This window comes from Pseudarthrobacter sp. PvP090 (assembly GCF_040547365.1).
In the GTDB taxonomy this organism is placed as follows: Bacteria; Actinomycetota; Actinomycetes; order Actinomycetales; family Micrococcaceae; genus Arthrobacter.
This window is the reverse complement of the sequence record NZ_JBEPPO010000015.1, coordinates 96,630-120,411: the sequence shown is the minus strand read 5'-3', so window position 1 is coordinate 120,411 and position 23,782 is coordinate 96,630. Positions and strand designations below refer to the sequence as shown.

At 67.9% G+C, this 23,782-nt stretch carries 21 protein-coding genes and 1 pseudogene; 7 read left to right on the top strand and 15 right to left on the bottom strand.

The features are described from left to right. Positions 1–364: 364 nt before the first annotated feature. The 3 genes from rpsN to rpmB are packed head-to-tail and all read right to left on the bottom strand — an operon-like array spanning position 365 to position 1,078. A complete protein-coding gene (gene rpsN / locus ABIC21_RS17140) occupies positions 365–670 on the bottom strand; it encodes a 30S ribosomal protein S14 (protein WP_026266887.1) in 306 nt (101 codons plus the stop codon). A gap of 4 nt (positions 671–674) precedes the next feature. After that, positions 675–842: a 50S ribosomal protein L33 gene (gene rpmG / locus ABIC21_RS17135; RefSeq protein ID WP_011693743.1), complete on the bottom strand. Its 168-nt coding sequence runs from the start codon at positions 840–842 to the stop codon at positions 675–677. After that, complete coding sequence (gene rpmB, locus ABIC21_RS17130) at positions 842–1,078, bottom strand: 50S ribosomal protein L28 (protein WP_056342125.1); 237 nt, start codon at positions 1,076–1,078, stop codon at positions 842–844. The genes rpmG and rpmB overlap by 1 nt, the downstream gene beginning before the upstream one ends. Before the next feature lie 460 nt (positions 1,079–1,538). Between rpmB and ABIC21_RS17125 the strand changes: the two genes are divergently transcribed. The 3 genes from ABIC21_RS17125 to ABIC21_RS17115 all read left to right on the top strand — a co-directional run bounded on the left by ABIC21_RS17125 (position 1,539) and on the right by ABIC21_RS17115 (position 4,340). Further along, positions 1,539–2,975 (top strand): ferredoxin reductase family protein, encoded by a 1,437-nt coding sequence (locus tag ABIC21_RS17125; RefSeq protein ID WP_354351581.1) that lies wholly within the window; start codon positions 1,539–1,541, stop codon positions 2,973–2,975. Then, a complete protein-coding gene (locus ABIC21_RS17120) occupies positions 2,972–3,490 on the top strand; it encodes an FMN-binding protein (RefSeq protein WP_354351580.1) in 519 nt (172 codons plus the stop codon). Before ABIC21_RS17125 ends, ABIC21_RS17120 begins: the two co-directional genes overlap by 4 nt. A 79-nt stretch (positions 3,491–3,569) precedes the next feature. Next, positions 3,570–4,340, top strand: a complete 771-nt coding sequence (locus tag ABIC21_RS17115) for an FAD:protein FMN transferase (RefSeq protein WP_354351579.1) — start codon at positions 3,570–3,572, stop codon at positions 4,338–4,340. On the opposite strand, the gene ABIC21_RS17110 is transcribed toward ABIC21_RS17115, so the two are convergent. The 3 genes from ABIC21_RS17110 to ABIC21_RS17100 all read right to left on the bottom strand — a co-directional run bounded on the left by ABIC21_RS17110 (position 4,337) and on the right by ABIC21_RS17100 (position 7,541). Continuing rightward, complete coding sequence (locus ABIC21_RS17110) at positions 4,337–5,098, bottom strand: SGNH/GDSL hydrolase family protein (RefSeq protein ID WP_354351578.1); 762 nt, start codon at positions 5,096–5,098, stop codon at positions 4,337–4,339. The two genes, ABIC21_RS17115 and ABIC21_RS17110, sit on opposite strands and share 4 nt — an antisense overlap. Positions 5,099–5,176: 78 nt before the next feature. Continuing rightward, positions 5,177–6,994: a glutaminase A gene (gene glsA, locus ABIC21_RS17105; RefSeq protein ID WP_354351577.1), complete on the bottom strand. Its 1,818-nt coding sequence runs from the start codon at positions 6,992–6,994 to the stop codon at positions 5,177–5,179. A 58-nt stretch (positions 6,995–7,052) separates the two neighbouring features. After that, on the bottom strand, positions 7,053–7,541 hold the full coding sequence (locus tag ABIC21_RS17100) for a MarR family winged helix-turn-helix transcriptional regulator (RefSeq protein WP_354351576.1): 489 nt from the start codon (positions 7,539–7,541) through the stop codon (positions 7,053–7,055). Between the two features lie 103 nt (positions 7,542–7,644). Between ABIC21_RS17100 and ABIC21_RS17095 the strand changes: the two genes are divergently transcribed. Next, complete coding sequence (locus ABIC21_RS17095; RefSeq protein WP_354351575.1) at positions 7,645–7,932, top strand: YciI family protein; 288 nt, start codon at positions 7,645–7,647, stop codon at positions 7,930–7,932. 71 nt (positions 7,933–8,003) lie between these two features. Here ABIC21_RS17095 and ABIC21_RS17090 read toward each other — a convergent pair whose 3' ends face one another. The 9 genes and pseudogenes from ABIC21_RS17090 to ABIC21_RS17050 form a co-directional block, all read right to left on the bottom strand. After that, positions 8,004–8,840: an SGNH/GDSL hydrolase family protein gene (locus ABIC21_RS17090; RefSeq protein ID WP_354351574.1), complete on the bottom strand. Its 837-nt coding sequence runs from the start codon at positions 8,838–8,840 to the stop codon at positions 8,004–8,006. A 282-nt stretch (positions 8,841–9,122) separates the two neighbouring features. Then, positions 9,123–10,133 carry a siderophore-interacting protein gene (locus tag ABIC21_RS17085; RefSeq protein ID WP_354351587.1) on the bottom strand — a complete coding sequence of 337 codons (1,011 nt, stop codon included), beginning with the start codon at positions 10,131–10,133 and terminating at the stop codon, positions 9,123–9,125. 65 nt (positions 10,134–10,198) lie between these two features. Continuing rightward, a complete protein-coding gene (locus ABIC21_RS17080; RefSeq protein ID WP_354351573.1) occupies positions 10,199–11,035 on the bottom strand; it encodes an ABC transporter ATP-binding protein in 837 nt (278 codons plus the stop codon). A gap of 1 nt (position 11,036) precedes the next feature. Next, the gene (locus ABIC21_RS17075; RefSeq protein WP_354351586.1) at positions 11,037–12,047 is read right to left on the bottom strand and encodes a FecCD family ABC transporter permease; all 1,011 of its coding nucleotides are present in this window, start codon (positions 12,045–12,047) and stop codon (positions 11,037–11,039) included. 95 nt (positions 12,048–12,142) lie between these two features. After that, a complete protein-coding gene (locus tag ABIC21_RS17070; protein ID WP_354351572.1) occupies positions 12,143–13,216 on the bottom strand; it encodes a FecCD family ABC transporter permease in 1,074 nt (357 codons plus the stop codon). Positions 13,217–13,226: 10 nt separating this feature from the next. Then, positions 13,227–14,324 (bottom strand): iron-siderophore ABC transporter substrate-binding protein, encoded by a 1,098-nt coding sequence (locus ABIC21_RS17065; protein WP_354351571.1) that lies wholly within the window; start codon positions 14,322–14,324, stop codon positions 13,227–13,229. A 193-nt stretch (positions 14,325–14,517) separates the two neighbouring features. After that, on the bottom strand, positions 14,518–17,994 hold the full coding sequence (locus tag ABIC21_RS17060) for an ATP-binding protein (RefSeq protein WP_354351570.1): 3,477 nt from the start codon (positions 17,992–17,994) through the stop codon (positions 14,518–14,520). A 242-nt stretch (positions 17,995–18,236) separates the two neighbouring features. Next, a pseudogene (locus tag ABIC21_RS17055) lies at positions 18,237–19,022 on the bottom strand (DUF4194 domain-containing protein); the annotation flags it as partial. Between the two features lie 26 nt (positions 19,023–19,048). After that, the gene (locus ABIC21_RS17050; protein ID WP_354351569.1) at positions 19,049–20,497 is read right to left on the bottom strand and encodes a DUF3375 family protein; all 1,449 of its coding nucleotides are present in this window, start codon (positions 20,495–20,497) and stop codon (positions 19,049–19,051) included. A 156-nt stretch (positions 20,498–20,653) separates the two neighbouring features. On the opposite strand from ABIC21_RS17050, the gene ABIC21_RS17045 reads away from it, so the two are divergent. From ABIC21_RS17045 to ABIC21_RS17035, 3 genes are all read left to right on the top strand, one after another. Continuing rightward, positions 20,654–21,187, top strand: coding sequence for a PepSY domain-containing protein (locus ABIC21_RS17045; RefSeq protein WP_354351568.1), 534 nt, complete (start codon positions 20,654–20,656; stop codon positions 21,185–21,187). A 187-nt stretch (positions 21,188–21,374) separates the two neighbouring features. Then, positions 21,375–21,701 carry a hypothetical protein gene (locus ABIC21_RS17040; protein WP_354351567.1) on the top strand — a complete coding sequence of 109 codons (327 nt, stop codon included), beginning with the start codon at positions 21,375–21,377 and terminating at the stop codon, positions 21,699–21,701. Positions 21,702–21,765: 64 nt separating this feature from the next. Next, complete coding sequence (locus tag ABIC21_RS17035; RefSeq protein WP_354351566.1) at positions 21,766–23,778, top strand: acyl-CoA dehydrogenase family protein; 2,013 nt, start codon at positions 21,766–21,768, stop codon at positions 23,776–23,778. The last annotated feature ends 4 nt before the right edge of the window (positions 23,779–23,782 follow it).

Sequence of the window (23,782 nt, the reverse complement as noted above, 5' to 3'; positions counted from 1 at the left end):
TCCAGGCTGTTCATCAGGGGGTCGGTCGCAATCTCTCCGCATCAGCGGCGGCGACTCGAATTACTTTACACGCCACCACGACCACACACAAATCGGACAACCAACCACCCCCACACCCCCAAAAACCCCGCCACCACACCGAAACCAAGCCCCCGGCCAACCCCGCACCGGCCGGAACAGCGAAACCGGGTTCCTGTGTACTGGCTCACACGCTGGCTTCACCCGGCACCAGCGACCCTCGACCCCGCCGCGTCCGCCGTCGGGCTGTAACTATCCATCCGCCGTCGGGCTTTAAACGCAAGAAGGGCCGGCAACCACATGGTTGCCGGCCCTTCTTCAAGCCACTGGCTTCAGGAGTGCTGAGTTACCAGGAAGACTTCGTGATGCCCGGGAGCTCACCGCGGTGAGCCATGTCGCGGAAGCGAACACGGGAGATGCCGAACTTCTGGAAGGTACCGCGCGGGCGGCCATCGATGATGTCGCGGTTACGCAGACGTACCGGTGAGGCGTTGCGGGGCAGCTTCTGCAGGCCGAGGCGTGCAGCTTCGCGAACTTCGTCGGTCGAGTTGGGGTCAACCAGAGCCTTCTTCAGTTCGAGGCGCTTTGCAGCATAACGCTCAACGATGACTTTACGCTGTTCGTTCTTAGCGATCATTGACTTCTTAGCCATGTGTTTAGCGCTCCTCTCGGAATTCGACGTGCTTACGGATGCGGGGGTCGTACTTCTTCAGAACCATGCGGTCCGGGTCGTTACGACGGTTCTTGCGCGTCACGTAGGTGTAACCCGTGCCCGCGGTCGACTTGAGCTTGATGATCGGACGTACGTCCTTGTCCTTAGCCACTAGAGCTTCACTCCTCGTGCCAGGATGGCGGCTACGACTACGTCGATGCCACGCACGTCGATGGTCTTAATGCCCTTTGCAGAGAGCTGCAAAGTGACATTACGGCGCAGGGACGGAACCCAGTAGCGCTTCTTCTGGATGTTCGGGTCGAACCGACGCTTGTTGCGTCGGTGCGAGTGCGAAATGCTGTGTCCAAAGCCCGGCTCGGCTCCGGTCACCTGGCAGTGTGCTGCCATGACGACTCTCCTCAAAAATAAATGAAACGGTTGCGGAGTTCCCGCGTAACCGTGCGACAAGGCGGCGTCCGCATCCAGCGCCCACAGGTCTCGGCAGTGGTCGGGCAGTGGCGTAAACCGGCTGCGTTCCGCACTGCGGCGAAGATTGTGGGCCACGGTTACCGGGCGGCGGAATCCTTTCGGATAGCCACCGCGAAGTACCGGGATGCTGGGCGAATACAGGAGTGCACGCAACTTGAGCCCCTAACTACCGGCCATCAGGACTGCCAATACTGCAGACAAATCCCGCCAACCGGAGCAATTGCACACGCTCCGCGCCACCTAGCGCCTACCAAGTCTACGAGCTTGACGAATTAAAGACCAATCCGGTATCCGGCGGTGTATAAGGGCCGCCGGAAGTCACATGGGCACCCTAGCGGTTTCACAGCCAATTGATAGGTCGCGGGCGGACCGTGGAGCCATGAACTCCTCAACCCAGATGGCCGTGACGGCCACGGCGCGCCGCACTCCTGCGGAGCGGTTCCGCCGTCAGTCCCGGAGCCGCCTGTTCCGGGCGGACCTGCTGACCGTGCTCGCGTGGTCTTCAGTGGCCTTTGCCGTCGCACTGTGGCTCGCCGACGGCGGGGCCGCCGGATTCTCGACGCTCGCCGGCTCCTTCACGGCCCTGGGAATCGTCGCCGGCCTCGCCGGTATGGACTTGGTGCTGCTGATGCTGCTGCTGGCGGCGCGTCTCCCGGTAATCGACGGCGCCGTCGGGCACGACCGGGCGCTGGAATTCCACCGCAAACTCGGCAAGCCGTCGCTGTACCTGCTGCTCGCGCACGGAATCCTCATAGCTATCGGATACGGGATGGCCGACGGGCTCGATCCGTTCAGTGAGCTCGTGGCCCTTTGGGTGCTGGTCCCCGACATGTGGCTCGCCATCGTGTCGGTCGGGTTGTTCATCGCCGTGGTGGCCACCTCGCTCGTGGCCGTCCGGCGGCGGTTCCCCTACGAGCTCTGGTACGCCGTCCACCTGCTGACGTATGCCGCGGTGCTGACCTCGATCCCGCATCAGTTCAGCGTCGGCGGGCTGTTCGCCGAGGGCACCTGGCAGCGCTGGTACTGGCTGGCTATCTGCATCGGAACCGGCGCCGCCCTGGCGCATTACCGCTTTCTGGAGCCACTCGTGGCCACCGCCCGGCATCGGCTCGCGGTGAGCCGTGTCGTCACCGAGGGTCCCGGCGTCGTCAGCATTGAACTGTCGGGCCGCCATCTCGACGAACTGGCCGGTAACGGCGGCAGGTTTTTCGTCTGGAGGTTCCTCTCCCCGGGCGCCTGGTGGCATCCGCACCCCTTCAGCCTCTCCGCGGAGCCCGTGCTGTTCGATTCTCCGGGCCGGGGCACACTGCGGATCACCGTGCGCAACCTCGGCCGGGGCTCGGCGCAGCTGGCCAGGCTGACGTCCGGAACCAGGGTGGCAATCGAGGGCCCCTACGGACTCTTCAGCACCGCGGCCCGCAGCCGGAACCGCGTCGTTCTGATCGGAGCAGGCATTGGAATCACCCCGATCCGCGCCCTGCTGGAGAGCACCCCCTTTGAACCGGGCAGTGCCACCGTGATCCTCCGCGGCCACAGCGAGCAGGAGCTGTACCTGGGCGACGAAATCCTGGAACTCTGCCGCCGCCGCGGCGCCACGCTGTTCCACCTCACCGGCCCCCGGACCGCCGGCGGACAAAGCTGGCTGCCCGAATCGGCCGTCCGTTCAGGACACCGGCTGGCCAGCTACGCCCCGGACATCGCCGACGCCGACGTGTACATCTGCGGCCCGTCCGCCTGGGCGCGCAGCGTGATCGGCGAAGCCCGCGCGGCCGGTGTCCCCGAAGAACAAATCCACAACGAAAGGTTCGACTGGTGAGAATACGCGCAGCGGTTTCAGCATCACTGGCCTCCGCCGGGATCCTCCTGGTTGGCTGGCAGTCCGGTGCGCACGTCGCGGACACGGGGAGCGCGGCGGCGACTTCGTCCGCCGCCACCTCGTCCGGGTCGTCGTCCGGGTCGGGAGCGGGCAGCGGGACCTCCTCCGGATCTTCCGGCTCAAGTTCCTCCAGCGGATCCACGGGCTCCTCCGGTTCTGCCGGGGCCGCGGCGCAGGCCGCCGGGACCTACGCCGGCAGTGTCGTCCAGACCCGTTTCGGCGCCGTCCAGGTGCAGATCACCGTGAAGGCCGGTGCGATCACGGACGTCACCGCCCTCCAGTTGACCGACGACGACCGCAAGTCGGTGCAAATCAGCAACCGGGCCGCTCCGCTCTTGCGGGCCGCGGTCATCAAGGCCCAGTCCGCCCAGGTGCAGACCATCAGCGGCGCCACCGTCACCAGTGACGCGTATTTGAGTTCGCTTCAGGCAGCCCTCGATGCAGCGAACCTCTAAGCCTTCGCCCGCCGGGAGCCCGGCGCAGAGCAGCCTCGCCCAGGGCAGCCCCGCCCTGAAAAGCAGGACCTTCCAGTGCATGGGGACCGTTATCAGCCTCGCCCTGCCCGCCGGCGCTGCCCTGGACGGCGAGGAAGTCCTGGAGGATGCCACGGCCGCCGTCGAACGCGTGTTTGCCGGTCTGGACGCGACGTTCAGCCTCTACCTCCCCGATTCTGAGGCGAGCCGGCTGGCCCGCGGCGAGGTCACACTCCGGGACGCCTCGGCGGCCTTCCGTGCCCGCTTTGCGGACGCCACGGGGTGGCGGCTGCTGACCGGCGGATTCTTCACACCCGAGCGGCCCGACGGCGTGCTGGACCTCTCCGGAATCATCAAGGGTTACGCCATCGACCAGGCAGCCGTGGCGCTGGAGTCCGCCGGCATGGAGGACTGGTGCCTGAACGCTGGCGGCGACGTGCTCGTGAGCGGCTCGCCCGCGCCAGGAAACGGGGCCCCGTGGCTGGCCGGCATCGTGGATCCGCAGGACCGGCGGTCGCTGCTCTCGGGCTTTCCCCTGGGCGGCGCCGGCCGCTTCGCCGCGCTGGCAACGTCCGGGACCGCCGAGCGCGGCAACCACATCTGGCGGGCCGGAGCAGGCAGGGCCCGAGGCGGCGGGGCCGGACTCGGGCCCCTGGACTTCCGCCAGGTGTCGGTGGCTGCCGCGGACATTCTCACCGCCGACGTGCTCGCGACGGCCGTCGTCGCGGGCGGGAGGCGGATGCTGGACTGGGCCACCGACAGCTGGGACGTGGAGGTACTCGCCGTCCTCGGCAGCGGGGAACTGCTCGCGACGCCGGGGTTCCGCGGCTAGAGGTGCGTGAGCTGGGGATAGCGCGGCGTCAGTCCGTCGCCGGACGACTTCCCGGTGACGCGGCGGACCACCCACGGTCCGGCGAATTCGCGGACCCAGCGGGCGTTGGCGCGGATAGCCTCGGCCCGGTTGAGCTCCGGTACCGGGGTCATGGGCGGGACGTCGATGGAGTGGTCGTGCTCCAGGACGCTGAGGACGCGCTTGGCCATGTTCGCGTGGCCCGCGGCGGACATGTGCATCCGGTCGCTCGCCCACATCCCCCAGTCGTAGTACTCGCTGAAGCGCCAGTAGTCCACCAGGAGGGCGCCGTGGTCACCGGCAATGCCGCGGACCAGTTCGTTGTAGATGGCGGTGCGTCCGCGCGTGGTGCTGAAGATCTTCGAGCCGCGGGAGTCGAACCCGGTGAACAGCACCACGGTTGCGCCGGTGGCCGTGAGCTTGCGGATGCCGGCGTCGTAGTCCACCAGCAGATCGTCGATGTCCACCTTGGGCCGGAGGATGTCGTTGGCCCCGGCGTAGATGCTCACCAGTGTCGGCTTGAGCGCGACGGCTGCATCCACCTGTTCGGCCATGATCTGGCGGAGCTTCCGGCCGCGGATGGCGAGGTTGGCGTACCCGAAGCCCGGATCGGCGGCGCCGAGCTGCTCGGCCACCCGGTCCGCCCAGCCCCGGACGCCGTTGGGGCGGGCGGGGTCGTCGTCGCCGACGCCTTCCGTGAAGGAGTCTCCAAGGGCCACATAGCGGGACGTGAAATCCATGAATCCAGTCTGCCAGCAGTTGCTCCAAGCAAACAAAGTGGGCCCAAACCAGCCTGCCCTAACAAACCGGCAGGGCCGCTATTCGCGGATCCGGACCGCCGATTCGCGCAGGTACTGCTCCACCCGGGTGTAGGCGTCCCGGGTCAGGGCCTTCCAGAGGGCGATGGCCAGGCGCGGGTCGGCGGCTTCCAGCTCGGAAATCGCCTCCGCGCTGAGCACCATGACTTCCACCGGGCCCACTGCCCGGACGGTGGTTTCCTGCCGGTTGCCGCTGCCCAGCGCCAGTTCGCCAAAGGTCATGCCGGCGCTGAGCGTATTCAGCTTCACCCGGTCCGCAGTGGGCCCCGGGGACGTGCTGCTGACCCTTCCGGAGGTAATGAAGTAGACCCCGCCGAACCGCAGGCCGACGCGGCGGATGACGTCGCCGTCGTCGTAGGACTTCGGGGTCATGAGCGCTTCCAGCAATGCAGCGTCTGCCTCGTCCAGCGGCGCCAGCGCGGGCGACGCGGTGACCGGCACGCGGTCCGGGAGCAGCAGGTGGTTCCCGTGGCGCTCCAGCAGGCGGTTTTCACAGTATTCGACGGCGGCGCTCCGCGTCGCGAAGGACGGCACCTGGCGCTGCACTGAGGGCCCCAGGGCCTCCGTGACGGACCCGTCCGCCTCAACCAGCACCAGCTCCCGGCCGGCGTCGGCCATCCCCTCCCTGGCCTTGGCCAGCATGCGCACGGCAACCTCGCTGACCTGGTCGGTGCGGCGCACGTCCAGGACCACCAGCTCGACGTCGTCCGCCAGGCTGCTGAGCTCGCGCACCATGGACTCGGTTCCGGCGAAGAGCAGGTCGCCGTTGACTTCGATCACCCGGGCCCGGTGGCCGTGGGCACGGAGGACGTCGGCGGCCTCGTCGTTCCGGCGGATGCCCGAGGGCGTCTCGGTCACGTCGTACGCGGCGAGAATGGCGGACCGGCCCGTCCGGGCCGCACGGACGAAGTGCAGTTCCATGTCCCGGGAGAGTCGCTGCGCCGTCGCCAGCCCGCGGACGCTGCTGCCGTGCTCATCCAGCGGCGGCGAATAGACGGCCAGGCCCACCTGGCCGGGCAGCACGGCGATGATTCCGCCGGCCACCCCGCTCTTTCCCGGCATCCCCACGCTGCTGATCCAGGCCCCGGCGTCGTCATACATGCCCGAGGTCATCATCACGGAGAGCACGCGTTCCACCGGCCCGATCTCCAGCACCTGTTTGCCGCTGAGCGGATTCCGGCCGCCGTTGGCCAGGGTGGCGGCCATGATCGAGAGGTCGAAGCAGTTGACCAGGACGGAGCACTGGCGGAAGTAGTCCTCCAGGACCGGCGTCGGATCGTCCTCAATGATGTTGAAGGACCGCAGCAGGTACGCGAGCGCCGTGTTGCGGTGGCCGTGCTTGAGCTCGGATTCGAAGACCTTCTCGCTGACCGAGAGCTGTCGGCCGGCAAAGGCGGAGTACGTACTGAGGATCCGCTTGAACCCGGACTGCCCGCCGGATCCCCTGATCAGCGAGGTGGCGGTGAGGGCACCGGCGTTGATCATCGCGTTGGCCGGCCGGCCCGTCCCTTCGGCCAGGGAGATCTCGTTGAACGAGTCCCCGGACGGTTCCACGTCGACTTTGGCGTCCACGGCCTCGGCGCCGAGGTCCTCCAGGGCCAGTCCGTAGGTGAAGGGCTTGGAGATGGACTGGATGGTGAATTCCTCGCGGGTGTCACCGATCTCGTACACCTTGCCGTCCACGGTGGCCAGGGCGATGCCGAAGTTGTCCGGGTCCACGCTGGCCATGGCCGGAATGGTGCTGTACGGCTTGCCGTCCTTGAGCTCGGCGATCTCGGCGTGGATCTGGCGCAGGTAGCTGTCGATCGGCGATTCCATACCGCCAACACTAGCCCGGGGTATTAATGACGTGCCGCGGAATGCCCCGGATCGGCCCTTAGGCCTGCTTGCTTTCCCGCAGGATCCAGTGGTCCTTATCCAGGCGGCCCACGATCTTCTCGCCGATCCGGGCGAGGTCGGCGACGTCCTCCTCGCTGAGGGCGTCGAGGAACAGCGACCTGACCGCCTCGACGTGGCCCGGGGCGAGTTCCACGATCGTGGCCATGCCCGCGTCGGTGAGGTGCGCCGTCGTGACCCGGGCATCGCCGGGGTGCGGACGGCGCTCCACCCAGCCCCTGTTCTGCAGCTTGGTCACCACGTGGGAAAGCCGGGACAGGGATGCGCTGGTGCGCGCGGCCAGTTCGCTCATGGGCAAGAAGCGGCCGTCGGCCTCGGAAAGCATCGCGAGGACGTTGTAGTCGAAGAGGGAGAGCTTGCGCGCATGGTGCAGCTGTGTGTCCAGGGCTGCCGGAAGCAGGGTGTTGATGCTCACTTGGGCCAGCCAGGCCCGGCGTTCGTCGGCGTTCAGCCAGCGCGGTTCAGTCATGGGTACAGTCTAGAAGCATTGAAGATTGACGGTTCAACTTCGTCGGATTACGTGACGCGGAGAATCCCTCACCGGCGCCGCGGACAGGCGCTAGGCTGACCCTATGTATGTAGTCTCCCTGACCTACAAGGTCCCCGAAGAGATCGTTGACTTCCATCTTCCGGCGCACGTGACGTGGCTGCAGGATGCCTTCGACCAGGGCATCTTTATGGTCGCGGGGCGCAAGATCCCGCGCACGGGGGCCCTGCTGCTCTCCAACGCGGACCGCGAGGCCTTGGACGCCTCGCTGGCCAAGGACCCGTTCTATGTCAACGGAGTGGCCGAGTTCGACGTCGAGGAGTTCCATGCGAGCCGGGTGGCGCCGGGCTACGAGAACCTGCTGGACAGCTGACGCCGGCCGGCCCGCGCGGTTGAGCCCCTGCGGGGGAACCTGTGCAGGGAATCCGTGCAGGGGAATACAGTTCAGTCCGCGGGGACCTTGGCGGTCAGTTTCTTCAGTCCTGCCTTGGGCGGAACCCTGACCGGCTCCGGCCACCGCGGGCTGAGCTCGTCCCCGAGCGTGACGCCGCGGAGCTTGCGCGCGAAGAGCGGCAGCACCCAGTCCCTGACCCAGCGCCGCTGCCGGCGTCCCCAGTCCTGGAGGCCGAGTTTCGCCGGCGGCGCCCATTCCTTGGGCTTGACCTTGTGCGAAACGCCCAGCTGGTCCAGGACCTGGCCGGCGAGATACTTGTGGCCGGCCTTGGACATGTGCAGGCGGTCCGAATCCCACATCCGCGGGTCGTAGAACGCGTCAAAGCACCAGTAGTCCACCAGCACCGCCTCGTACCTCGCCGCCACCTCGCGGACCCGCTGGTTGTAGACGGCGTTCCGCCTCTTGAGGGGTTCCAGCAGCGCCGAGACCCTGACGTCGAAGCCGGTGAACAGCACCACCGTGGCCCCGCTCGCGGCAAGCCGGGCGACGAGGTACTCGTAGTCCTTCATCAGGGCGCGGATGTCGGTCCCGAGGTCCAGGATGTCGTTCCCGCCCGCGTACAGGGTGATCAGGGTGGGTTCCATGGCGAGCGCGGGTTCGAGCTGTTCGGCGATGATCTGCCGCAGCCTCTTGCTGCGGATGGCGAGGTTGGCGTACTCCCAGCCCGGGTCCGCCCTGGCCAGTTGCTCCGCCACCCGGTCCGCCCACCCGCGCACCCCGTTCGGGAGTCGGGCACTGTAGTCCCCCACCCCTTCAGTGAAGGAATCCCCCAGGGCCACATAAACGCGCCGCCCATGCGCGCCCGGGGATAGAAGGTTCTCGACCATGCCGCCACGCTAGCCAACCCGGACGACGTCGGGGTTAACAAGCGGGGCACAGCAGGTGAGGTGACCACGGAAGACCGGAAGGACCCCTGGGAGCACGGCAGGTGAGCCGGCCACAAGGCCGCCGCCGGTGCTTTGCAAAGGAGCGCATCGCCGACCGCTAAGCGACGGCAAAGCGGCGGCTGCAGCCGCAAATCCGGCAGTAACTGCGGGAGCGTCGGCGTGAGAACCGTCGAATCTGCAGTAGCGTCGGAACTATAGGAGCAAAAGCTGCGGCAGCGTCGCCTAGAGCTCGGTCTTCCCCTGCCGCCAGTACCCCATAAACGCCACCTGCTTCCGGTCGATCCCGACATCCCGCACCAGGTACCGGCGCATCTCCTTGACGACCCCCGCCTCACCGGCGATCCAGGCGTAGAACGGCATTGCCCCCGCGGGCTTGTCTGGATTCCGGCTGGCGCTGATCGCCGCGGCATCCATCCGCGCTGGAGTCTCCCAGAGGATGTCATGGTCCACGTTGACGTCCTCGGGCTCGGGGCCCGCCGCAGGCTCAACGGATGGCCGGAGGCCGACCCAGCCGGGAAGGGTCACCGCGGCCCGGACCGCTTCCTGCAGCAATTCGCCGTGCGGACGTGACCGGCCGATCGCCGCACCGCGCGCGAGCCAGGTGATCTCGACGTCGGCGGCTGTTGTGATGCCCTGGAAGTCGCCGGCCTCCGGAACCTCCAGGAGGGCATGACCGCTGAAGTACGGCGGCAGGCTCTCGAGAATGGCGCTGATGGCCGGAACGGCCGTCTCATCTCCGGCCAGCAGGACCCGCTGGGCCAGCCCCGGGCGCCACTCGATCCCCGAGTAGGTTTCCGCGGTGACGCAGTGCGCGGCCCGGTTGTTGGGTCCGATCAGTGTCAGGGTGTCCCCCGGTTTGGCCTTGCGCGCCCAGTTGGCGGCCGGCCCGCCGTGGCCGGCGTCGTCGAAGTGCATCACGAAGTCGATGTCGAGTTCCGGGTAGACGGCGTCGAGGCGTTCCTGCCGCACGGTGTAGGTGCGCATTGACCCGCGGGTCTCAGGATCCATGGCCAGCCACTCGCGGTACCAGCCGGCCTGCTCCATCCGGAATTCCGGCAACGGCAACGCGGTGCCGTCGGGAGCCAGCGAGGGGATCATGAGTTTGATGCGCAGGTCCAGGGTGCTGCCGTGGACACCGAAGTCCCGCAACGAATAGCCGCCCAGAGTGACCCGACGGAAGTTCGGTCCGAGCTCCTGGACAGCCGTGACCTGGACCTCGAAGGCCAGTGTCATGGGCTCGGTGGCCGGTGGCGTCTTGAGCGCCGGCCGGGCGCGGGCCGGGGTGGGGTTCGTGGCAGTCATGGGACCAGCTCCAGTGTTGTTGTTTGCGGTACAGCGGCATGGTGGCGGCCCACCGGGATGATCAGGGGTGCGCCGGACACCGGGTCCGGGAGCACCCGGGACTCGAGGCCGAAGACCTCGCGGACGAGTTCCTCGGTGACCACAGCCCGGGCGGCGCCTTCGGCGACAATCCGTCCGTTCTTCATCGCGATGATGTGGTCGGCGTACCGGGCAGCGAGGTTGAGGTCGTGCAGCACGATCGCCACGGTGGTGCCGCGCTGCCGGTTGAGGTCGGTGATGAGGTCCAGGACCTCCACTTGATGGGTGAGGTCCAGGTAGGTGGTGGGCTCATCCAGCAGCAGCACTTCGGTTTCCTGCGCCAGGGCCATCGCGATCCACACCCGCTGCCGCTGCCCGCCGGAGAGTTCGTCCACGGTGCGCCCGGCCAGGTCCAGCGTTTCGGTGGCGGCCATCGCCTGCTGCACGGCACGCTCATCGTCCGGGGAGCCGCCCGCCGGGCCGGACCGGAAGAAACCCTGGTGCGGGTAGCGGCCGCGGCCCACAAGGTCCCGGACGGTGATGCCGTCCGGTGCCGTGGGGTGCTGCGGAAGCAGGCCCAGGGTGCGGGCCACTTCGCGGGCGGGACGGCGGTGGATGTCCCGCCCGTCGAGGGTCACCGTGCCGGCCGCAGGCTTGAGCAGCCGGGCGAGGCCCCGCAGCAGGGTGGACTTGCCGCAGGCGTTGGCACCGACGATCATGGTCACTTTGCCCTCCGGGATTTCCGCAGAGAGCCCCTCGATCACGGTCCGCTGGTCGTATTTGAGCCGCAGTCCGGAGGTCTGGAGAGTAGCCATCTCAGGCGTCCTTTCGGTTGGAAGTGACGAGCAGCCAGAGCAGGAACGGGGCGCCGAGCGCGCCGGTGACCACACCGACCGGAAGGACCGTTCCGGCCAGCAGCAGCGGCGCGATATTGGCGGCGAAGTAGTCGGCGACCAGGACGATCAGCACGCCGGTCAGGGCCGACGCCGGCAGGCTCGCCCTGCGGACGAACCGGCGGGCGATCGGCCCGGCGAGGAACGCGACGAACGCCACGGGCCCGGCCGCCGCCGTCGCCGCGGCGGCAAGTCCGACGGCGGTGACCACGATGCCCAGCCGGGCCGCACCAACCCGGACGCCGAGGCCCGCGGCGGTGTCGTCACCGAGTTCGAGGATGCGCAGCGGGCCGGCGAGGACCGCGACGGCGGGGACGAGCACGAGCAGTGCGATGCCGAGGACTCCGGCCCGGTCCCAGTTTGCGGAGTTGAGTGAGCCGTTGAGCCAGATCAGGACCTCGGCGGCAGTCCTGATATCCGCACGGGTCATCAGGAAGCTGACCACGGCGTGGAGGGCGGCGGCGATGCCCACTCCGGCCAGGATCAGCCGGCTGCCGGCGGCGTCGCCCCGCTGTCCCCCGGAGCCGAGGGATCCGCTGCGGGAGATGCCGTAGATCAGGGCGGCCACAGCCAGGGCACCGGCAAAGGCGGCGCCCGAAACCAGGGCACCGGATGCGCCGAAGACGACAATCGCCGCCACGGCCGCGGCGCTGGCACCGTAGCTGATGCCGATCACGTCCGGGCTGGCCAGCGGGTTACGGAGCATGGTCTGGAACAGCGCGCCGGACAGGCCGAACGCGGCGCCGATCAGCGTCCCCACGATGGCGCGTGGCAGCTTGTGCTCCATCACGATGAAGCTCGCACCCGGGATCTTCTCCCCGCCGGTGAGGTGCGCGGCCAGGATCCTAAAGAAGTCCGGGATGGTGACGGTGTAGCTGCCCAGGAGCACGGTTGCCGCGAAGAGCGCCACGACGGCGAGGGCCAGCACCACCATCCGCCAGTGTTGCACTATCAGTTTTGGTCGCTCAGCCGCGGTTTTAGCAACAGGAAGTGATAGGTCAACGGGGGTATTGGTTTCGGCGAGGGTTTTCATAGCCCGGCCCCCTTGCTGCGCCGGACCAGCCAGACGAACACCGGAGCACCCACCAGGGCGGTCATGATCCCGGCGGGGACTTCACCCGGGAGCAGGATCACGCGGCCGATCACGTCGGCGGTCACCAGCAGGGCCGGGGCCAGGACCAGCGAAAAGGGCAGGATCCAGCGGTAGTCGGGGCCGGTGAGGAAGCGGACGGCGTGCGGAATGACGAGGCCCACGAAACCGATCGGTCCCGCCAGCGCCGTGGCCGATCCGCAGAGCAGGACTATGCCGAGGGCGGTGATGCCGCGGGCCAGACCGACGCGCTGGCCCAGGCCGCGGGCGATGTCGTCGCCGAGGGCGAGATTGTTGAGGACCCGGCCGGTGGCAAGCACAATCACGGCCCCCAGCAGCAGGAACGGCAGGCCCGGGAGGATCACGGACCAGTCGCGGCCGGCGATCCCGCCGACCTGCCAGAACCGAAAACGGTCCAGGGTGTCCCGACTGGACACCAGGATGACGTTCATGAGCGAAAACAGGCCCGCGCTCAGGGCCGCGCCGGCGAGGGCGAGCTTCACCGGCGTCGCACCGTCCCTGCCGAGTGACGCGATCAGGTAGACCACGACGGCGGCGGCCGCGGCGCCGGCGAACGCGAACCAGATGTACCCGGTCAGCGAGGACACGCCGAACACGTAGATGCCGGTGACGACCGCCAGTGCGGCCCCGGCGTTGACTCCGATAATGCCCGGGTCGGCGAGGGGATTGCGGGCAACGCCCTGCATCGCTGCGCCCGCGAGCCCAAGGGCAGCCCCGGCGAGCAGTCCCAGGACGGTGCGCGGAATGCGGGCATGGACGACGGCGTGGTCGCCGTTGGCCGGATCGAACCGGGTCAGCGCCTGCCAGACGGTGTCCAGGGCCAGGCCCCGGGCTCCGATGGCGAACGACGCCAGGGTCGCGAGCGCCAGTACGACGACGGCGGCCAGGAGCCAGAGTGCACGCGGTCCCCGGGCGGGGGTGGCAGCACCCGTGGGCGTCTCCGGCGCGGGCGGGGCGGCTGCGGAAACCGCCGTCGTCGTAGGTGGGCTCATCGGAATGCGCTTACTTCACCGCGCCGGTGACTTTGTCCGCTGCGCTCGCCAGCTGCGGCAGGAACGTGTCCAGCGACCACGGCAGGCTCAGCGGCGACGAAGCCGAGATGGACAGCGTCAGGGTATTGTCCGAGTCGGCGACCAGGGTGCCCTTCTTGATCGCCGGGATCTGGCCGAGCAGCGGGTCTGCCTTGATGGAATCGGTGGTGGCTGCGTCCGGAACCCAGGTGACGAAGATGTCGGATTCGAGTTCGTTGGCCTTCTCGGCGGACCACGGGATGAAGAACTCCTTGGAGCCCTGGGAATTTTCCTCCACCACGGGGGCCAGCTTCATGCCGATCTCGCTGAGGAAGCGGGGGCGGTTGTCGTTGGCGGTGTAGACGTTGACTCCGTCAGCCGAAGCGGGCTCCAGGTTGCCGTAGATGAAGCTCTTGCCTGCGATCTGCGGGTACTTGGAGACCTTTTCCTTAATGGTGGCCTCAGTGTCGGCGACCAGCTGGGTGGCCTCGGCGTCCTTGCCGAGGGCCTTGCCGATGATGGCGGTGGAATCCTGCCAGGAGGTTCCGTAAGCGATCTCAGGATGGGCCACCACGGGGGCGATTTCGCTGAGCTTCTTGTAGTCCTCCTCCGTGAGGCCGGAGTAGGCACCGAGGATGACGTCCGGGTTGAGCTTGGCGATCTCGGTGAAGTTGACGCCGTCGGCCTCGGAGAACTGGACCGGGGCCTTGTCCGAACCGAAGCCGGCGCCGAGCTTTTCGAGTGCGGCATCCTTCCACGGGGTGGAAGCCTTGTCGTTGCCGCCCCATTCGTTCTTCGGGACACCCACGGGAACCACACCAAGGGCAAGAGCCACATCGTCGTTGACCCAGGACACGGTGACCACCCGCGTCGGCTGTTCCTTGATGGTGGTCTCGCCAAACGCGTGAGTGATGGTCACCGGGAAGGCGGAGCTGGCCGGCTGGCTGGGGGCGCCCGCCGCCGAGCTGGCCGGGCCGGTGGAGCAGGCCGTCAGGGACAACGCGACGGCGGCGAGGGCAGCAGTTGTCCGGCCGGCGGTGCGGAGGAAACGGCGTCTGGGCACGGTACGGCCCGGGGTCGGGAGAGGCATGGAATTCCTTAGGTCTGTGATGCGAACCTAAGTAAGGCTAGCCTATCCTTGCGGAAATTACGCAAACCTTTCATAACCTAATAGACCGAATCCCCGTCCCCGCGCCGTTTAAACACCAACGCGGGGTCACCTACGGCCCATCCCGGAGGGGATTATTGGCTGTAGGTGACCCCGCGTTGTTTGGTGCGGCGGGTCAGCGAAGGACGATGTCGACCGGGTTCGCCTCGGAGCGCCAGGTTCCCTCGGCTCCCGGCCGGTGACCGATCACGGGAGCGGTGAGCACACCGGAACGGTTGGTGCGCTTGTCCCGCAGGATCTCGGTCACGGAACCAAGGTGCCGGGACAGGTCGATCACGTTCTCCGGCGCGGCCAGGAGCAGCTGGAAACCGAACTCGTGCAGCGCCTTGATGCCGGCGCCAGCGAATTCCTCCGAGGCCAGCACGAAGGCCTCGTCCATCATTACGGTGCCGTAGGTGGTGAACCCCTGCTCGGCGATGCCCAGCTGGTAGCTCAGCGCCGCGGCCATGATGAACGCGGTGAAGCGCTGCCGCTCGCCGCCGGACATCGAGCCGGTGTCCGCATGCATAAAGACCTCGGTCTTTTTCCGCCCGCCCTTCGCCGCCCGCGAGCCCTGGACCTCGCGGTGTTCCTTGCACTGGATGAAGAGGTGTCCGCGGACGTCCAGCACTTCGGCACGCCAGCGCCGGTCCTCGGGGGTCTGCGAGCCGAGCCGCTTGACGAGCGTTTCGAGCGACTTGTAGCGGTTGCCGAGCTCGGCGTCGTCGTCCGCTACCGCGCCGGAAGCACCGGACGCCGGAGCGGCCGCCTTTCCGGGTCTGGTGTGCCGGACCTTCAGCGCGTTCTGGATCGCATCCTTGAACTGCTTTGCGGTGGCGGGCAGGGTCTGCTTGATGTCGAGCTCCAGGAAGCTGCCCTCATGGAAGTTCACCTCGGAGAGGATCCCGTTGAGCGGCAGGATGCGGCTGCTGATCGAGCGGCGCTCCTCGTCCAGCAGGTGCAGCAGGGTGCTGAAGGATTCGTGCGTCCGCTGGTTGAAGAACTGCCGGAATTCGGCTTCCTGCGCCGGCAGGCCGTCGCTGACGATGGCGTGGTACCGGGCTTCGAACTCGCCCGCGGCGCCGATCGACGTGCCGTGGTCCGCGGAAATCGCCGTTCCCCACTCGCGGACGAAGCCCTCGAAGATGCGCGTGAGCCGCTCCGAGGTCGCCTGCCCGCGGGATTCGGCCGTGTGCAGCTCGGCGAGGAGCCGGGTCCGGACCTGGTTGGCGACGTTGTCCAGCTCGTGCATTTCCAGGACGTCGCCGAAGTCCGCGAAGTACGGCTCCAGTGCCGTGACGGTGGCGTCCGACGGCGGCGCCTGCACCAGGCGGGCCCGGGCGGCGTCCAGCAGCGAATCGGCGGTGGACAGCTGCGAGTCGACCGCCTTGTATTCGCTCTGCAGCACGGCCGCGGCCTCGGTGCTGGACTGGTGCTTCTGCCGGGCCGACTCGATGTTGGCGCGCAGCGGTTCCAGGTCCGCCTGCGCGGCGAGGGCGTCCTTGAGGCGCTGCTCGATCCGGGCGAGTTCGTCCGCCGCCACGGCGGCCGAGACCTGTTCCCAGGGCCGGTGGTCGTCGGCAACGCGGCGCAGGGCCTCGAGCTGCCGGCTCATTCCCTGGTGCGACTCTTCCCGGCTCTGCGCGAGTTCAGCGGCCTTCGCGAGCTCCTGCTGCAGGTCCTCGACCTGCGCGGCCACGAGTTCCAGTTTGGCCGCGTTGTCGAAGCCGAGGACATAGTCCTGCCGGCCGGTGAAGCGGTCGTCCTTTTCCACGGTGTGGCGGTTGCGTTTGACCACACCGCCCAGGCTCAGGCCCTTGTCCAGCCGGGACAGTTCGTCCGGGTCCTCGACGCACGGGTAGGCGAAATCGAGGGCGATCCGTTCGCGGATCCACTCGCCTGCGCCGGCGGACGGCCCCATAGTGAGGATGTCCAGCTTGCTGAGCAGATCGCCGTCGGCCGCGTCCTGCACGGCCAGCGCCCCGCCGGCGAGCGGCTTCGAGACGTCGACCGCGCGCAGCGCACCGCGGACCGAATGGTCGTTGAGGTAGCGGGTCACGGCGCCGAAGTGCTCGCCGGGGACCAGCAGCGTGGTGGCGAGGCTGCGCAGCGCCCGCTCGGCGGCCGGCCGCCACCGTTCCTGGCCCTCCGCAAGGTCGATCAGCTCGCCGCCGAACGGCATCTGCTCCTCCGGCACGCCCGTGGCCGCCGCGATGGCGCTGCGGTTCTCAATGCTCGACGGCGGCAGCAGGGACTTGCGTGTCCTGAGCGACACCAGCTCCTGCTGGGCCGCGGCGAGCTCACGCTTCCTGGTCGCGTGGCCGTCGAACGCCTCGAAGCGCAGCTCCTTGAGCGCCTCCGAGTCGTCTTTCAGCTCGGCCGAGCGGGCGGCCGCGTGCTCGTGGGCCTGCTCCCAGCCGGCCGGGGACCACTGGAGTTCCAGGCCGGCGTCGGTGAGGGCCTTCCGGGCCGATTCCTCCACCTGCTGGCGGAGCTTGAGCCCCACCCGGGCGTTCTCCAGGGCCTGTTCGATCGCGGAGATGGCGTTGCCGCCCTGGTTGTTGTAGTCCGCCTCAAGCTGCCGCAGCTCCTTGGCCAGGCCGTCCCGGATGCCGCGCTCGGCGCCGAGTTCCTTGGCCTTCGCCTGGGCCAGCTCCTTGAACCGGGCGAGCGTTTTCTCGTGCACGGTGACGGCCAGCTGCTGCCTGTAGGCCTCGAATTCCTCGCCGGCGAGCTCCCGCAGGCGGTTCGCGTCGAGCAGGGACTGGGCATAGTCCTTGTTCAGCCCGGGCACCGGCGCCAGCTGGTCGCGCTGCTGCCGGACGTCCTCGAGGCGCTGCCGGATGGACATCAGGTTGCTGAATTCCTCGACGACGTCATCGGCGGCGGTCAGCGTGGCGGGGGCGTCCAGGACCTGGTCGCGGAAGAAGTTGTTGACGCTGCCGCCGAGTCCCTTGCCGGCCTGGATGACGCGCAGCAGCGGCAGGGCCTGGTCCGAATTGATCCCGAGCAGGCGCCGGAAGCGCTCCGCGAAGGCCTTGTGCACGTCGAAGATCTGGGCGTCCGGGAAGATCACGTCCAGCGCCGACTTGGTGAAGCGCTTCTCCGCGATGCCCTCAATTGCCGTGAGGTCCAGCGGCTTGTTGTCGATCAGGTAGTACCGGCCCACGCTGGATTCCGTGCCGTTCTTGGGCAGGTCGAACAGCGCCGACACGGTCACCCGGGTGCCGGCGGCGTTGTCGAAGGTCAGGGCGACGGCGGACCAGGTGGCTCCGGGGCGCTGGAACGCACTGGCAGAGCCCTCGCCGACCGCCTTGTCCCCCACTTTGCCGCGCATGTACGTGAACGTGGTCCGTTTGTCCTCCACCGCGCCGCCCGCGCGCTGGGCCGCGGCCTCGTTGGAACGCGGCCGCGCATCGAAGACCCGGAGCATTGCGTCGAACAGCGTGGACTTGCCGACGCCGGAGTTGCCGGTCAGCAGGGTGCCGTTGCGGTCCACGTGCATCGTGTGGGCGCCATGGAAGGTGCCCCAGTTGACCACCTGGACCAGGGCCAGGCGCATCTGGCCGGGGTTCGTGAGCTCGCCCATCGGGAGCATGGTTGCGATGCTCACTTGGCTGCCTCGTCCGTGTCCGTGGTTGCGTCAGTTGTGGTTGCGTCCGACGCCGACGGCGATGCCGCCCCCGCCCCTTTGCCGGACAGCATTCGTCCTGCGGACGATGCTGCCGGCTCCGACAGCGGGTCCGGACTTCCCAATGCTCGCAAGCTCGCATTGGGTCCCTCGTCCGGCCCCTTAGATGCCACTCCCGGGGCGGCATCGCCGTCGTCGTCTTTGCTCGTCGGGTCACCTTCAGCGGCGGCATCGCCGTCGTCGCTGTCCTCTTCCGCGAGGGTCTCGCCGTCGAGCTCCAGCAGCGGCTCCGTTCCGGACTGGTCTGTGCTGGCGGCTACCAGGGCGTCGATTTGGGCGGGGATGTCGCCGATGTTTTCGAACGGGAGGGCCAGGGGGAGGGCGTTGGAGATGGTGTAGACCTCGTCCAGGCCGGTGGCGAGGAGGAGCTGGCGGGCCAGGAGTTTGGCGATGGCGCGGTTGACGACGTCGGAATCGCGCAAGGCGTCCTGCTGCCCGGAGGGCTGGTAGTGGGCCACGAGTTCGGCGATTTCCTCGCGCGTGATCGTGGGGTCTGTCTGGGCGGTGACGTGGCGGTCCAGGAGCAGGCGGAGGCGCAGCAGCACGATGGTTTCCACCCGGCTCAGGGCGCGCTGCTGGCGCAGGATGCTGGAGCGGGTGCTGCCGCCGATTGCCTCGGGATCCACCGGGCGCAGGACGGCCACTTTGCGTTCGTGGTCCAGCTGCAGGGTCAGGAAGAGTTCGGAGAGGCGGCTGCGCAGGATCAGCTGGTTGTCCAGCAGTGTGGTCCAGAGCTTCTCGTCCCGGCCGCCGTCGATGTACGGGCCTTTCAGGAGCTTCACGAGGGCCTGGCGGACCTTCATCGGGAGCACGCCGGTGTCCCCCGGGAAGAGTGCGGCGCCGTCGACAAACGTGTCGCGCGGGGTGACCGTGAAGGGGTCGGCGTGGACGTGCTGGGCGGGCTCGGCGGCCGCCGGCGCACTTTCGGCAGCTTCGGCCGTGTCTTCCATTGTTTGTGGGGGAAGTTCAGTCATCTTCAGTCCTTCTTGAGCGTGACGACCGGCAGGTACGCGGTGCGCGTGGAGCCGTCGATCTGTTCGAAGTCGAGGGTGTCCCACGCCTGCCGGTCAAAGCCGGCACCTTCGTGCAGGGCGTGGGACAGCAGGGCGCGGATCGAGTTGATGTGGCGTTCGCCCGGCGGGAGCTGCTCCCAGGCCTCGGCCAGGGTGGCAGCGCCGGCGAACGCGGAGCGGATGGCCGCGGGGCTTGCTTTGCCGGTCCGCGGCGAGCGCACCCGGTCTGAGTCGCTGAAGGCGATCGGGTCGGCCAGTCGGGGCGGGGCCGCGAACTCGTCCGGGTCGAACAGCTTGACCATGGCCAGGGACTCGAAGCCGGCGTTGAAGAGTACCGGGCCGCGGACCAGTCCGGGGCGCTCGCGCTCGTACGGCAGGGACCGGATGGCTTGCTCGGCCTCGCGGAGGACCTTGCGGAGCCGGACGGACTGGCGGAAGTCGTCGCTCTGGACGTAGGTGTTCAGGCTTTCGCTGAGCTTGCCGTAAATCCGCTGGATCTGGCTGTGCTGGGTCCGCAGTTCCGCGACAAGGTTCTTCAGCGTCTCCCGTTCCTCATGGCTGAGGTCATCGGCGAACTGCCTGCTGAGCACCTCGCCGATCGCCGAACGGAACCGCAGCTGCTGCTGCGGATCCTCCAGGAACGCCGTGAAGGAACGGAAGGTCCGGCCCTCGGGGCTCTGCCGGAGCCGCTTGTCCGCCTCCAGCACCTGGGCCATCGTGGCGCCCTTGCTGAGGGACTCCTCGATGATCTGGTTGCGGAGCTCGCCCACCAGCTCCTCGATCCGGTCACGCATCTTCTTGTAGTCGGCGGGCAGGCTGGCCGCTAGGTCAAGGATGTTCCCGGCGGCCTCCACGGCCTCCTCGTCGTCGAGCAGCCCGTCAAAGTCGCCCGAGCTGATGTCCTCGATCAGCTGGCGCCGTTCGCCGATCTCTTCCTCAAGGGACTCCAGCCGGGCGCTTTGATCCGGGTTCGTCTCATTGGCGAGCTTCTCGACGTCGCCCAGCAGCGTGCCGAGCCGTGACCCGTTGAGCGTGGAGCGTTCGCTGGAGAGGCTGTCCAGGAAGGCGATGACACGGGCAGCCGGTTCGGTGACCTCGTACACGATCTGCCCGGACTGGTTGCGCCGGGTCAGGAAATTCTTGCGGGTCCACTCATCGCCGAACGTCTTCCCGTTGGCGGCGCCGCCCAGCCCCGGATCCTGGCGGCGGAGCTGCTCAAGGAAGGCGTCGACGTCGGCGTGGAACTGCTCCAGCGGCAGCTGCGGCCGGGTGCGGGTAAAGGACGCCTGCAGCACCGCGATCACCCACGGCGCCGAGCGGGTCAGCGCCCAGGCGGGACCCTTGGTGAGTAGTTCGAGGTCCCTCAGCCGGGCGCTGATGGCGTCGGCGGAGGACAAGGCGGAGCGGGACACGCACTCTCCTAACGGCTGCCGTGGGATCTGGATCGGGCAGCGGACAAGGAAAAACTGCCAGCTACAAGGTTAACGCAGGCCCCGGTTTTGCATTCATCGTTGTGCGCCGTTTCCCTTCAGGGGCAGACTGTGAACATCAGGTGAAAGGAGTCAGTCATGCGTAAGAAAGCTGGACTGATCACGGGGATAGCGGCGGCGGCCGTCATTCTGGGCGGCGCAACAGTCGCAGCTGCTGCCAGCACCCAGACCACTGATGATCAGCCCCTGAGCGGAACTGAGTTGCAGCAGGCCAGCGACGCGGCCCTCGCGAAGACCGGCGGGGGGACTGTCCTGAAAGCGGAGACCGACGACGGCGGCGCAGCCTTTGAGGTCGACGTCATGCGCCCGGACGGCAGCAAAGTTGAAGTCAGCCTCGACCGGTCATTCCAGGTGTCCACGGTCGAAAGCCAGGGACGCGACGACGACGATTCCAACCAGCCCGGGCTGAGCGCCGAGCACCGGGACAAGGCGGGCAACGCCGCCCTCGCCAGGGTCGGCCAGGGCACGGTGAGTGAGGTCGAACGCGAGGACGAGGGCGGTTCGGCCTATGAAGTGGAGGTGCGGCTGAACGACGGCACCCAGGTTGAGGTGCAGCTCAGTTCCGATTTCCAGGTCCTGGACCAGAGCGCCCCCAAGCGCGACGACGACTGATCCCAGGTTGTGGCGGCCGCAACGCGGGGACCGTGAGGTCACCGCAACCACCCCGTGACCTACGCCCGGGTAGCATTTCGATCCCGTATCAAGAAGCCCGGCACGGGCTGTGGACTCTGGCGAGCGCACTTCCCGCACCCTACGCTCGGGCTACTGATTCAACCGAAGCAATGGTGCAGGGGGAAGAATGCAGTTCGACCTAAGCGCAGTGGAAACGGGAACGCTGGTCTTCATCGGCACGCTCGTCTTTGCCCTGGTACTGACACTCTTCATGATGGCGGCTTCCTTCGCAGCCCTCGTGCTGCTGGGGATCGGGCGCCTGGCCTGGGCCATCGCCTCGACTGTCCTGCTGGGGCTTGTCCATGGCATCAACCATGTATGGGACCGGCTGGTCCACCATGCCTCCGCGGTGGAGCTTCCGGCCGAATTCGCCGGGGATATGGCGGCAGAGATTATGGGCCAATCGGCCCCTAGTACCGGGACCTACCCGCGGGTAGTATTGCGGGACAGCTGAAGGGTCCTCCACCCACGGCGGATCCAGTGCTCGACCCGGTGACCCCGGTTAGAGGAGATGCCCGATGAGCTCCGCCGTTGAGAATCCAGCCACCGACAATCCCGCCGACAGCCCCGCATCGGATGTCCCGGTCCCGTCCGAGACGATCGGCCCCGACGCCACCGCTGCCGACGCGCGGGCCATCAGCGAAGCAGCCCGCGAAACCACTTGGGACAGGCCCAGTTTCGCCAAAGGCCTGTACCTCGGCAGCTTTGACCTCGGCCTGATCCACCCCTGGCCCGACGCCCCGGCGGACGACGTCGAACGCGGGGAAGCGTTCATGGCCCGCCTGACCGATTTCTGCCGCACGATGTCCGGGCGCACGATCGAGCGCGATGCGCTGATTCCGGACGAGTACCTCAAGGGCCTCGCCGAACTGGGGGTCTTCGGCATGAAAATCCCCCGCGACTACGGCGGGCTGGGCCTCTCGCTCGTGTACTACGGCCGCGCGCTGGCGCTGCTGGGCTCCGTGCACCCCAGCCTCGGCGCCCTGCTCTCCGCGCACCTGTCCATCGGCGTCCCCGAGCCGGTCAAGGTCTTCGGCACCCCCGCGCAGAAGCAGGAATACCTGCCGCGCTGCGCCGCCGGCGCCATCACCGCTTTCCTACTGACCGAGCCCGACGTCGGCAGCGACCCCGCCCGGATGGGCAGCACCGCCGTCCCCTCGGACGACGGCGAGTCCTACGTCCTGGACGGCGTAAAGCTCTGGACCACCAACGGCGTGATTGCCGAACTCGTGGTGGTCATGGCGGTGGTCCCCTCCCGCACCGACGCCGACGGCACGGTACATAAGGGAGGCATCAGCGCCTTCGTCGTCGAGATGGACTCCGCCGGCATCACGGTGGAAAACCGCAACACCTTTATGGGCCTGCGCGGCATCGAGAACGGTGTCACCCGCTTCCATCAGGTCCGGGTGCCCGCAGCCAACCGGCTGGGCCGCGAAGGACAGGGCCTGAAAATCGCCCTCACCACACTCAACACCGGCCGGCTCGCCCTTCCGGCGCTCTGCGTCTCCTCCGGGCGGTGGAGCCTGAAGATCGCCAGGGAATGGTCCAATGCCCGCACCCAGTGGGGCCGGCCGGTGGGCAAGCACGAAGCCGTGGGCAAGAAAATCGCCTTCATTGCGGCCAGCGCCTTTGCCCTGGACGCTGTTTTCGAACTGACCGCGGAAATGGCCGACGCCGGGCAGAAGGACGTCCGGATCGAGGCAGCCCTGGCCAAGCTGTGGTGCGCCGAGATCAGCTGCCGGATCGCCGACGAACTGGTGCAGATCCGCGGCGGCCGAGGCTTCGAAACGGCGGACTCCCTGGAGGCCCGCGGCGAGCGCGCCGTGGCGGCCGAGCAGCAACTCCGCGACCTGCGAATCAACCGGATCTTCGAGGGATCCTCGGAGATCATGAAACTGCTGATCGCCCGGGAGGCCGTGGATGCGCACCTGGCAGCCGCCGGAGACCTCGCCTCCGAGGACGCCAGCCTGTCCGACAAAGCCAAGGCCGCGGTCGGCGCCTCCGGGTTCTATGCGAAGTGGCTGCCCAAGCTCGTCGCCGGGGCGGGCATGGACCCCCGTTCCTACAGCGACTTCGGCCGGCTCGCGAAGCAGCTGCGGTTCGTCGAGCGGTCATCCCGGCGGCTGGCCCGGCAGACGTTCTACGGGATGGGGCGGTGGCAGGCGAAGCTTGAGCACAAACAGGCGTTCCTGGGCCGGATTGTGGACATCGGGGCCGAACTGTTCGCAATGGCCGCCGCCTGCTCCCGGGCGGAAATGCTGCTGCGGACCGCCCCTGAGAAAGGCGCTTCCGCCTATGAGCTTGCCGAGGCGTTCTGCGAACAGGCCCGTGTGCGGGTGGATGAATACTTCGACCAGCTCTGGAGGAACACCGACGACGGTGACCACGGGCTCTCCCGCAGGGTCCTGGCCGGCGACTACGTGTGGCTGGAGGCCGGGATCCTGGACCAGTCGGAAGGCACCGGGCCCTGGATTGCCGACGCCAGCCCCCGCGCATCGGTGAAGACGAACCTGCACCGGAAGTACCGCTGAGCGG

What these genes read in the sequence shown, in the direction of transcription:
- rpmB (WP_056342125.1), bottom strand. Translation starts at nt 1,078, where the DNA reads ATGGCAGCACACTGCCAGGTGACCGGAGCCGAGCCGGGCTTTGGACAC.
- ABIC21_RS17090 (WP_354351574.1), bottom strand. Translation starts at nt 8,840, where the DNA reads ATGGTCGAGAACCTTCTATCCCCGGGCGCGCATGGGCGGCGCGTTTAT.
- ABIC21_RS17065 (WP_354351571.1), bottom strand. Translation starts at nt 14,324, where the DNA reads ATGCCTCTCCCGACCCCGGGCCGTACCGTGCCCAGACGCCGTTTCCTC.
- ABIC21_RS17085 (WP_354351587.1), bottom strand. Translation starts at nt 10,133, where the DNA reads ATGACACTGGCCTTCGAGGTCCAGGTCACGGCTGTCCAGGAGCTCGGA.
- ABIC21_RS17035 (WP_354351566.1), top strand. Translation starts at nt 21,766, where the DNA reads ATGAGCTCCGCCGTTGAGAATCCAGCCACCGACAATCCCGCCGACAGC.
- rpsN (WP_026266887.1), bottom strand. Translation starts at nt 670, where the DNA reads ATGGCTAAGAAGTCAATGATCGCTAAGAACGAACAGCGTAAAGTCATC.
- ABIC21_RS17110 (WP_354351578.1), bottom strand. Translation starts at nt 5,098, where the DNA reads ATGGATTTCACGTCCCGCTATGTGGCCCTTGGAGACTCCTTCACGGAA.
- ABIC21_RS17080 (WP_354351573.1), bottom strand. Translation starts at nt 11,035, where the DNA reads ATGGCTACTCTCCAGACCTCCGGACTGCGGCTCAAATACGACCAGCGG.
- ABIC21_RS17095 (WP_354351575.1), top strand. Translation starts at nt 7,645, where the DNA reads ATGTATGTAGTCTCCCTGACCTACAAGGTCCCCGAAGAGATCGTTGAC.
- ABIC21_RS17045 (WP_354351568.1), top strand. Translation starts at nt 20,654, where the DNA reads ATGCGTAAGAAAGCTGGACTGATCACGGGGATAGCGGCGGCGGCCGTC.
- ABIC21_RS17070 (WP_354351572.1), bottom strand. Translation starts at nt 13,216, where the DNA reads ATGAGCCCACCTACGACGACGGCGGTTTCCGCAGCCGCCCCGCCCGCG.
- ABIC21_RS17100 (WP_354351576.1), bottom strand. Translation starts at nt 7,541, where the DNA reads ATGACTGAACCGCGCTGGCTGAACGCCGACGAACGCCGGGCCTGGCTG.
- ABIC21_RS17075 (WP_354351586.1), bottom strand. Translation starts at nt 12,047, where the DNA reads ATGGTGGTGCTGGCCCTCGCCGTCGTGGCGCTCTTCGCGGCAACCGTG.
- glsA (WP_354351577.1), bottom strand. Translation starts at nt 6,994, where the DNA reads ATGGAATCGCCGATCGACAGCTACCTGCGCCAGATCCACGCCGAGATC.
- ABIC21_RS17125 (WP_354351581.1), top strand. Translation starts at nt 1,539, where the DNA reads ATGAACTCCTCAACCCAGATGGCCGTGACGGCCACGGCGCGCCGCACT.
- ABIC21_RS17115 (WP_354351579.1), top strand. Translation starts at nt 3,570, where the DNA reads ATGGGGACCGTTATCAGCCTCGCCCTGCCCGCCGGCGCTGCCCTGGAC.
- ABIC21_RS17040 (WP_354351567.1), top strand. Translation starts at nt 21,375, where the DNA reads ATGCAGTTCGACCTAAGCGCAGTGGAAACGGGAACGCTGGTCTTCATC.